This window comes from Pseudomonas sp. GM49, assembly GCF_000282355.1.
Classification (GTDB): Bacteria; Pseudomonadota; Gammaproteobacteria; order Pseudomonadales; family Pseudomonadaceae; genus Aquipseudomonas.
Map to the genome: position 1 here is coordinate 1 of NZ_AKJL01000088.1, position 7,678 is coordinate 7,678.

A 7,678-nucleotide genomic window follows, 5' to 3' on the forward strand; every position below is an offset into this window, starting at 1 on the left:
TGGCAGCGGCCCGCGCAGCCATATCAGCGCCCGAACCCGTAAAGGGATCGAGCTGATTCCGCTGGATCAGGTGGTGTATTTCATTGCCGACCACAAATACGTGACCTTGCGCCACGAAAGCGGCGAAGTGCTGCTCGATGAGCCGCTCAAGGCCCTCGAAGATGAATTCGGTGACCGTTTCGTGCGTATCCATCGCAATGCACTGGTCGCCCGCGAGCGTATCGAGCGACTGCAGCGCACACCCCTGGGGCATTTTCAGCTGTTCCTCAAAGGTCTCAACGGTGATGCGCTGATCGTCAGCCGACGTCATGTGGCAGGGGTACGCAAAATGATGCAACAGCTTTAAACAGCTGTTCGCAAACTCATTTCACACCCGATTGCCGGACATCCGGGGCCAGGGAGGCCGAGTAGTATCTGATACAAGTCAAAGTGGATTTGGCTGAGCTGTTATTATCCGTCATATCTATTCAGTACGGATTGATCCATGTCCTCTCGCCAGATCCGCATCGCCACCCGCAAAAGCGCTCTCGCCCTGTGGCAGGCCGAATACGTCAAAGCCCGCCTTGAAGCGGCTCATCCGGGCCTGCTGGTGAGCCTCGTTCCCATGGTCAGCCGTGGTGACAAGCTGCTTGACTCACCGCTGTCGAAAATCGGCGGCAAGGGCCTGTTCGTCAAGGAGCTCGAAACCGCGCTGTTGGAAAATGAAGCCGACATCGCCGTGCACTCGATGAAGGACGTGCCGATGGACTTCCCCGAAGGCCTCGGTCTGTTCTGCATTTGCGAGCGGGAAGACCCGCGCGATGCCTTCGTTTCCAATACCTACGCTAGCCTGGATGAGCTGCCCCAAGGCAGTATCGTCGGCACTTCCAGCCTGCGTCGCCAGGCTCAATTGCTGACCCGTCGCCCGGACCTGGAAATCCGTTTCCTGCGCGGCAACGTCAACACCCGCCTGGCCAAGCTCGATGCCGGTGAATACGACGCCATCATCCTCGCCGCGGCCGGCCTGATCCGTCTGGGCTTTGAAGATCGCATCACTTCGGCCATCAGTGTCGACGACAGCCTTCCGGCCGGTGGCCAGGGCGCGGTAGGTATCGAATGCCGCAGCGCCGACAGTGAAATCCATGCGCTGCTGGCGCCCCTGCATCACCAGGACACTGCCACCCGCGTGACCGCCGAACGAGCCCTCAACAAGCACCTCAATGGCGGCTGCCAGGTGCCGATTGCCTGCTACGCCGTGCTGGAAGGTGAGCAGGTCTGGTTGCGCGGGCTGGTGGGCGATCCAGGCGGTGGCCGGCTGCTCAGCGCACAAGCCCGCGCACCTCGTGCCGATGCCGAGGCGCTGGGTGTGCGAGTGGCCGAAGACCTTCTCAGCCAGGGTGCCGATGACATTCTCAAGGCGGTCTATGGCGAGGCTGGTCACGAGTGACTGGCTGGCGCTTGCTGCTGACGCGTCCCGCCGAAGAGTCGGCGGCGCTGAGCAGTTTTTTGGCCGAGCAGGGGATATTCAGTAACAGTCTGCCGCTTTTGGACATCGAGCCCATTGCGGCCACTGACACAATGCGCCGGGTGATTCAGGCGCTGGATCAGTTCTGCGCCGTCATTGTGGTCAGCAAACCGGCCGCCCGGATCGGCGTCGAGCTGCTCGCCCGGTATTGGCCAACGCTGCCCGGTGTGAAGTGGTTCAGCGTCGGCGCGGCGACTGCACAGATCCTCGGGGATCACGGGTTGGACGTGAGCTTCCCGGCAGAAGGCGATGACAGTGAAGCCTTGCTCGAACTTTCCCGACTGCGCGAGGCTATCGCACAACCCGATCCGCGAGTGCTGATCCTGCGCGGGGAGGGCGGGCGCGAGTTGCTGGCGGAGCGTTTGCGTGAGCTTGGTGCTAGTGTCGAGTACCTGGAGCTGTACCGCCGGGCAATGCCGGTTTACCCGCCGACAGTGCTGCCGGAACGGATACAGGCGGAACGCCTGAACGGGCTGGTGGTCAGCAGTGGACAAGGTTTTGAGCACCTGCATCAATTGGCCGGCGACGCCTGGCCGCAGTTGGCGCGGTTGCCGTTGTTTGTACCAAGCCCCAGGGTTGCCGAGATGGCGCGTGCCGCCGGGGCCAGAACAGTTGTGGATTGTCGCGGTGCCAGTGCCGCGGCTTTGCTAGCGGCGTTACGGGAGTATCCCGTACCCGTTTTCTAATGCAAAGGATGGATACGTGAGCGAAACAGCCTTGCCTAAAGATGACTCGCGACCGGTGCTTGATGCACCTGTTTATGCACCTGTTGATGAAATGCCGCCGCCGCCAGCTGCTGCCGAGCAGCGTCGGGGCAATGGTCTGGCAATCATCGCGCTGCTGCTGGGTGCGGCCGGTGTCGCGGTGGGCGGTTGGGGTGTCTGGCAGGTGCGTCACCTGCAAGCCAATAGTCAGCAGCAACTGAGCCAGGTACAGGCGTTGAATGACCAGGCGCAAAACCTCAAGCTCAATGAGGAGCGCCTCAGCGCACGCCTGGCGCAATTGCCCCCCGCCGATGAACTGGAAGCGCGCAGCCGTCTGGTGATTCAGCTGCAAGGAGATCAGCAGAGGCTGAACCAGCGGCTGGAAACCGTACTCGGCGCCAGTCGCAAGGACTGGCGTCTGGCCGAGGCCGAGCACCTGTTGCGTCTGGCCAGCCTGCGACTGTCCGCCTTGCAGGACATCAGCAGCGCCCAGGCACTGGTACAAGGCGCCGACGAGATCCTGCGCGAGCAGAACGACCCGGGCTCCTTTGCCGCTCGCGAGCAGGTGGCCAAGACCCTGATCGCCTTGCGCAGCACCGAACAACCGGATCGCACCGGGCTGTTCCTGCGTCTGGGCGCGCTGCGCGATCGGGTGGCCAGCCTCACTGAGCTGGCACCTGAGTACAAGGACCGTGGCGATTCGTTGCTGGGCCTGACTGCCGATGGCGACGGTGCCAGTCGCTGGGCGCAATGGTGGGATCAGGTTTCGCGCTACATCCGTATCGATTTCAATGCCGACAAAAACGTTCGCCCATTGCTGGCCGGCCAGAGCCTGAGCCAGGTGCGCCTGGCCCTGAGCCTGGCACTGGAGCAAGCACAGTGGGCCGCACTTAATGGCCAGGCTGCGGTTTACTCCCAAGTGCTGGATGAAGCGCGGGACATCCTCAAGGGCAATTTCAACCCGGACAACGCACAAAGCAAAATCATGCTTGAACAGGTGGCCGAGTTGAGCAAGCAACCCGTCACCGTAGTCACGCCGGATATGACCGGCACCCTGAGCGCGGTGCAGGGGTATCTGGAGCGGCGCAACGTCAACGCCGAGGATTCGGTCAAGCCACTGGCCAGGCCTGCCGCGAACACCGCGCCGGAGGGCACGCCATGAAACGCCTCTATGTGATCGCGTTCCTCGTTATCGCCGCGGCTGCTGCGTTGGGACTGGCGATTGCCGAACATTCCGGTTACGTGCTGATTGCCTACAAGACCTTCCGCTATGAGTCGAGCCTGTGGGCGACCCTGGCTTTGGTGGCTGTGCTCTGGCTGGTGATCTGGGGCATCAAGTCGCTGGTCGAACTGGTGATGGCTTCCAGTGGCGTGGTCAATCCGTGGTCGCGGCGTAACCGCAGCCGTCGGGTGCAGGTGGCGATCGAGCACGGTCAACTGGACCTCGCCGAGGGTCGCTGGGCCAGTGCGCAACGTCACTTGCATCGGGCTGCCGAAGCCGAGCGCCAACCGCTGCTTTACTACCTCGGTGCGGCCCGTGCGGCGAACGAACAAGGCAATTACGAAGAAAGCGACAACTTGTTGGAGCGCGCCCTGGAACGTCAGCCCCAGGCCGAGTTGGCGATCGCCTTGAGCCACGCCCAGTTGCAGACCGACCGCGGTGATACCGAAGGCGCCCTCGCCACCCTGCAAGCCATGCATGAACGCCATCCTCATAACGCACAGACCTTGCGTCAGTTGCAGCGCCTGCTTCAGCAGCGTGGTGACTGGTCGGCAGTGATTCGCCTGCTGCCGGAGTTGCGCAAGGACAAAATCCTGCCGGCGGCCGAGCTCTCCGAGCTGGAGCGTCGGGCCTGGGGGGCGAACCTGTCTCTGGCGGCGCAACGGGAGGAAGACGGAACGGTGGGGCAGCAATCGCTTGAACGTGCCTGGCAGCAACTGACCTCGGCACAGCGTCAGGAGCCGCAACTGGTGCTCGCATATGCCGAACAATTGCGGCAATTGGGGGCTCAGGCCGAGGCCGAAGAAGTGCTGCGCACCGCTCTCAAGCGCAGCTACGACAGTCATCTGGCACGTCTCTACGGACTGGTTCGCGGCAAGGATCCGGCCCGCCAGTTACAGGCCGCCGAAGGCTGGCTCAAGGACCATCCGGCCGATCCGGGTCTGCTGCTGACACTGGGTCGTCTTTGCCTGCAAAACAGTTTGTGGGGCAAGGCCCGGGACTATCTGGAAAGCAGCCTGCGCGTGCAACGCAATCCGGAAGCCTGTGCGGAGCTGGCACGCTTGCTGGCGCAAATGGGCGATACCGAGCGCAGCAACCAGCTGTTTCAGGAAGGTCTGGGGTTGTTGGATAAACGCTTGCTCGCGGCCCCTCTGCCAGTGCCAGTCCGCGCTTGACCCATTCGCTGGCGCCAGGCTCCGGCGTCTGAGCGATGACCTGCGGCGAGGGAGCAATCGCCCTCGCCGCAGTGCGATGATAAGTTGAAGTTCAGTCGCAAAATTTCGTCGCAGGCAAAGTCCTACAGAGGACTACATTTTATCCTCTCGCCTGCGTCGGGATTTCCCTACACCTGTGCTGAAGTCTCTGTGGGCAGTTGCCTTGAAAGGCTGTCGCGCTTTCCTCTACCGTAACGGTCTGTCACTACTTTTACGGAAAAGCCATGTCTTTGGCCTGCTCACGCTCCTTGTTTTTCATGGCTTTCATTGCGGGTGCCCTGGCGATGGGCGTTTCCTACTACCTGGAATATGCAGTCGGCCTGCGGCCTTGCGGCTTGTGTCTTGTGCAGCGATTTTGCCTGGCGCTCCTTACCGGTGTCTGCCTGATGGCTTCAGTCCATGGCCCCGGTCGCATCGGAAACGTTCTGTATTGGCTGCTCAGTCTTTGTTGCAGCCTGGCCGGTACTGTCTCGGCGTGGCGACAGGTCCTGCTGCAAAGCCTTCCGGCGGAACAGGCAGCGGTGTGCTCGACCCATCTGGCGGAACTGTTGGCCAGTTCTCCGTGGCTATCCGTCGTACAGCAAATGTTCAAGGGAGCTGCCGGTTGTGTGGAAATTTCCTGGACGCTGTTCGATCTGAGTCTCACCGAGTGGAGCCTGCTGTTCTTCGTCGCGATGATGATTCTGGCCGTTTACCAGTCGTTGCGACTGGTCTGGACCAGCTATCAGCGACCACTCAGCGGCGAGTCGTCGCACCGGGCCTTTGCGGGCGATTAAACACTTGTATGAACTTTATCGCCTGCGTACCTTGAAGCCAGTGTCGTGCGGGCATAATCTGGCCCGCACGTGTCATTGGAATTATGTTGCTCGATGACGCTCTGCCTGACCGCCCACCGACGTTACAAGAGGCGAGCGGGCATAGAGCAGCTGACCCACAAGGGAAGAGAGATCACCATGCTCGAAAGTTGTCAGAATGCTCAGGAACGCTGGGGTGGAGTGCACCTGCTGATCGATCGCTGGTTGCAGGAGCGCAAAGAGCTGATCGATGCATACGACAAGCTCGGTGCCGATCCAGAGACTCTGTCCACGAATCGCAAGCCTTTGCAGGAGTTCTGCGGCGTGCTGGTCGATTATGTATCGGCCGGGCATTTCGAGATCTACGAGCAACTGACGGGGGAGGCCAAGGCCTTCAACGACAAGCGTGGTCTTGAGCTCGCCGAGACTATCTACCCGCGCATCGATGTCATCACTGAAAAGCTGCTTGCGTTCAATGACCTTTGCGACGAAGGCAAATGCGTTGCAGAGAAGTTCAAGGAACTGGGTGGCCTGTTGCACGAGCGCTTCGAGCTGGAAGATTGCCTGATCGAAGTGCTGCACACCGCTCACAAGGAAGCCGATCCGGTTCAGGCATGATTCGCTTCCCGCAAGACCCTGAAACGGCGTGCCAAGGCACGCCGTTTTTCGTTTCCGTCGTCAGCTGGTTGCACCACGCAATTCAACTTCGAACACCAGTGGAGTGAACGGTGCGATCACGTCACCGGCACCATCGGCGCCATAGGCCTGGGCCGATGGAATCACCAGTCGCCATTTCGCCCCTGCCGGCATGTTTTGCAATGCACTGCGCCATCCGGCGATCACGCTGTCGAGGCTGAACCATTGTGGCTGGCTGTTCTGATCGAACACCGTACCGTCGGGCAAGCGACCGATGTACAGCACCTGCACCTTGCCGTTCGGTCCGGCCTTGGCGCCATTGCCCGGAATCAATTCGGTGAGCAGCACGCCATCTGCCAATTCACGCACGCCGGGTTTGGCTTTTTCTTCGGCAAGAAAACGCTGTTCTTTTTCCAGTGCCGCTTCGCTATGAGGTTGAGCCGATTGCACGGCAACCCGGGCTTCGTGCTCGGTCAGAATCTGTTCGATCTGCTCGTCTTTCAGTGCCAGAGGTTTGCCTTGGTAAGCCTGCTGCAAGCCTTCGACCAGCGCTTGAAGTTGCAGATCGGGAACCTCCTGGCGCAAGCGTTCGCCAAGACTTGCACCCAGACTGTAAGCCAGATCGTGGGCTTCATTTTCCTGTGTTTTTTCGGCGGCCTGGGCCACCGAAAAAAACACGCACAGCGATAAAAAAAGGTAGCGCGACATGGTCACTCTCCGGCCTGAATTGCGGGCGATTATGCCAGTGAGAATGCGCACAACGGTGAACTGCTTTTGCGCCGATGCAGAAGTTTTTCAATCCTTTGCAACGCGGCGCTTTCGATAGTGTCAACATGCCCTAGCGGCGGTTGCAGCAGAGGTCTAGTATGAGCCGCACTCACTTCAGCCAGGAGGTAAACCATGTCGGCCACCAAGAAGCCAGTAAACACTCCATTGCACCTGCTCCAACAACTCTCGGGCAGCCTGCTCGAGCATCTGGAAACCGCTTGTTCCGAAGCCTTGGCTGATGCTGAAAAACTGCTCGCCAAGCTGGAAAAGCAGCGCGGAAAAGCGCAAGAAAAACTGCACAAGTCCCGCACCAAATTGCAGGACGCTGCGGCGGCCGGAAAAGCCAAGGCGCAAGCCAAGGCCAAGGACGTAGTGGCCGATCTTGAGGAGCTGCTCGATGCTCTCAAGGATCGTCAATCGGAAACCCGCGGCTACATTCTGCAACTCAAGCGCGATGCTCAGGAAAGCCTGAAACTGGCCCAGGGCGTCGGTCGTGTACAAGAGGCTGTCGGCAAGGTGTTGTCCCTGCGTGCGGCCAAACCTGCTGCGGCACCTGCGAAGAAAGCCGCTGCCAAACCGGCTGCTGCAAAAGCACCGGCCAAGCCTGCCGCCAAACCGGTTGCCAAAGCACCGGTGAAAGCCGCAGCCAAGCCTGCCGCTAAACCGGCAGCGAAAAAACCTGTTGCAGCCAGCGCTGCAAAACCTGCTGCTAAAACTCCAGCAGCCAAACCTGCTGCAAGAACAGCGGCCGCCAAACCTGCCGCGGCGCGAACCGCTGCTGCCAAGCCTGCCGCTAAACCAGCCGCTAGACCTGCTGCCAAACCAGCAGCCAAAAC

At 60.5% G+C, this 7,678-nt stretch carries 9 protein-coding genes; 8 read left to right on the top strand and 1 reads right to left on the bottom strand.

The features are described 5' to 3' along the window. From PMI29_RS20705 to PMI29_RS20675, 7 genes are all read left to right on the top strand, one after another. A partial coding sequence (locus PMI29_RS20705) for a LytR/AlgR family response regulator transcription factor (RefSeq protein ID WP_007996042.1) occupies positions 1–346 on the top strand: 346 nt, incomplete at its 5' end. Between the two features lie 138 nt (positions 347–484). Continuing rightward, positions 485–1,426: a hydroxymethylbilane synthase gene (hemC, locus tag PMI29_RS20700; RefSeq protein WP_007996043.1), complete on the top strand. Its 942-nt coding sequence runs from the start codon at positions 485–487 to the stop codon at positions 1,424–1,426. Next, positions 1,423–2,190 carry a uroporphyrinogen-III synthase gene (locus PMI29_RS20695; RefSeq protein WP_007996044.1) on the top strand — a complete coding sequence of 256 codons (768 nt, stop codon included), beginning with the start codon at positions 1,423–1,425 and terminating at the stop codon, positions 2,188–2,190. The genes hemC and PMI29_RS20695 overlap by 4 nt, the downstream gene beginning before the upstream one ends. Before the next feature lie 16 nt (positions 2,191–2,206). Then, complete coding sequence (locus tag PMI29_RS20690) at positions 2,207–3,370, top strand: uroporphyrinogen-III C-methyltransferase (protein WP_007996045.1); 1,164 nt, start codon at positions 2,207–2,209, stop codon at positions 3,368–3,370. Then, positions 3,367–4,605, top strand: a complete 1,239-nt coding sequence (locus tag PMI29_RS20685) for a heme biosynthesis protein HemY (RefSeq protein WP_007996046.1) — start codon at positions 3,367–3,369, stop codon at positions 4,603–4,605. The genes PMI29_RS20690 and PMI29_RS20685 overlap by 4 nt, the downstream gene beginning before the upstream one ends. Before the next feature lie 263 nt (positions 4,606–4,868). Continuing rightward, complete coding sequence (locus tag PMI29_RS20680; RefSeq protein ID WP_007996047.1) at positions 4,869–5,420, top strand: disulfide bond formation protein B; 552 nt, start codon at positions 4,869–4,871, stop codon at positions 5,418–5,420. Between the two features lie 177 nt (positions 5,421–5,597). Continuing rightward, the gene (locus PMI29_RS20675) at positions 5,598–6,056 is read left to right on the top strand and encodes an Rsd/AlgQ family anti-sigma factor (protein ID WP_033052184.1); all 459 of its coding nucleotides are present in this window, start codon (positions 5,598–5,600) and stop codon (positions 6,054–6,056) included. Between the two features lie 60 nt (positions 6,057–6,116). Here the strand turns inward: PMI29_RS20675 and PMI29_RS20670 are convergent, their stop codons facing one another. Then, the gene (locus tag PMI29_RS20670; protein ID WP_007996051.1) at positions 6,117–6,782 is read right to left on the bottom strand and encodes an FKBP-type peptidyl-prolyl cis-trans isomerase; all 666 of its coding nucleotides are present in this window, start codon (positions 6,780–6,782) and stop codon (positions 6,117–6,119) included. 192 nt (positions 6,783–6,974) lie between these two features. Here PMI29_RS20670 and PMI29_RS20665 point away from each other — a divergent pair. After that, positions 6,975–7,678, top strand: a 704-nt coding sequence (locus PMI29_RS20665; protein WP_007996053.1) for an AlgP family protein, incomplete at its 3' end; no start/stop codon positions are given.

Coding starts and splice junctions, on each gene's coding strand:
- hemC (WP_007996043.1), top strand. CDS start 485: ATGTCCTCTCGCCAGATCCGCATCGCCACCCGCAAAAGCGCTCTCGCC.
- PMI29_RS20685 (WP_007996046.1), top strand. CDS start 3,367: ATGAAACGCCTCTATGTGATCGCGTTCCTCGTTATCGCCGCGGCTGCT.
- PMI29_RS20680 (WP_007996047.1), top strand. CDS start 4,869: ATGTCTTTGGCCTGCTCACGCTCCTTGTTTTTCATGGCTTTCATTGCG.
- PMI29_RS20675 (WP_033052184.1), top strand. CDS start 5,598: ATGCTCGAAAGTTGTCAGAATGCTCAGGAACGCTGGGGTGGAGTGCAC.
- PMI29_RS20670 (WP_007996051.1), bottom strand. CDS start 6,782: ATGTCGCGCTACCTTTTTTTATCGCTGTGCGTGTTTTTTTCGGTGGCC.